Source organism: Mycobacterium sp. TH-M82 (assembly GCF_057473605.1).
On the sequence record NZ_JBYCKY010000789.1, the window covers coordinates 1 to 1,238 of the forward strand.

Annotated in this window: 1 protein-coding gene; it reads right to left on the bottom strand. The window is 68.3% G+C overall.

Going from position 1 to position 1,238, the window contains the following annotated elements; all coding sequences use genetic code 11:
- Nucleotides 1-18: 18 nt before the first annotated feature.
- Nucleotides 19-879, bottom strand: coding sequence for a PPE family protein, SVP subgroup (locus tag AC2VON_RS23455; protein WP_421530294.1), 861 nt, complete (start codon nucleotides 877-879; stop codon nucleotides 19-21).
- Nucleotides 880-1,238: the final 359 nt, after the last annotated feature.

Consider the following 1,238-nt stretch of genomic DNA (forward strand, 5'->3'; position numbering starts at 1 on the left):
GTAGCGCGGGTGCGCCGCTCAGACGGTCGTCGGCTTGGGCATGACGAGGGGCTTGACGCCGTAGCGCGGCGCACCGAACCCGGCGCCGTTGCGCGCGGCCGCGCCCATCCCGGGCATGCCCGGGACGAAGGTCCCGGTGCCGGCCTGGGGCGCAGCGGTGGTCCAGCCCGCGCTCGGCAGCGCCATCGGGTCCATCAGGCTGGTACTCGACACGGTGGTGACCGTGCCGGCCCAACTCGGCGGCACCGACAACTTGCCGACCATGGTCGCCGAACCCACGCTGGCCATCGGCATCGCACCCATGCCGGCCATGCCGGAGCCGACGGCCGGCGTCGTCGCGTCCGCGAGGTCCGCTGCGCCGGCAAGGCCGCCGAGGCCGCCCAGGTCGGCGCCGGCCTCTTCGGGAGCCGATATGGCCGACAGAAGACCACCGCCGCCCATCCCGATGGTGTCCGAGTAGGCCGAGGCCCAGTTACCCATCTCGTCCATGGCGATGCTGGTTCCACCGCTGGAGGGGCTGAACAGCCCGTTGCTGCCGTTCAGGAAGTTGTAGGCCTGGTTGATCAATGAAACTGGGTCCAGGGACTGCTGGGCCGAGTTGGTGGCCTCGGCGGCTGCGTAGGTGCCGGAAGTCTGGTTCAGGGTGTTCACATACTGCTGCTGTTCGGTCTGAGCTTGCGTCGCCGTCGCCTGGTACTGAGTGCCGTACGCCGAGAAGATTGCCGCCTGCTGCAACGACACCGGGTCAGCGGCTGCCGGAGCGATGGCCGTGGTCGCCGCCGCGGCGCCGGCGTGCTGCGCGCTCAGTGAACTGACGATGGCTTCCAGCTGCGCCGCCGCCGCGGACAATTCTGCGGGCAGTGTTTTCAGAATTGACATCCATTCCTCCGTCGTGTCAAAACCGTCGGCCCCATGCGGTCGATCGACCCTGGGTGTTTGCCGGACGGCTGCTGTGCGTTGGCGTAAGGCTAACGACCCACGTCTCCACAGTCGCGACCGAAAAGAGCGAGCTGGCAGCCGTTTACGCTTTTTTAACGCTGGCGCGGGCAGTTTTAACAAGTCGCCGTCGAGCGACATGGCGCTGTCATCTGGCAAGGGCGGCAGTGCGGGACGTACGCGGCTCGGCGGCGGGAAGATACTTCAAGCGCGGCAGGGTCGCATCTTCAGGCGCGGTCCGGCCTTGAGGGGATGCGATGCCCCCGGTCCCGCTCGCGCACGCTACATTCGCCGCCGGGCCC

Excerpts from the sequence above, each read along its gene's own strand:
- AC2VON_RS23455 (WP_421530294.1), bottom strand. The coding sequence starts at position 879 with ATGTCAATTCTGAAAACACTGCCCGCAGAATTGTCCGCGGCGGCGGCG.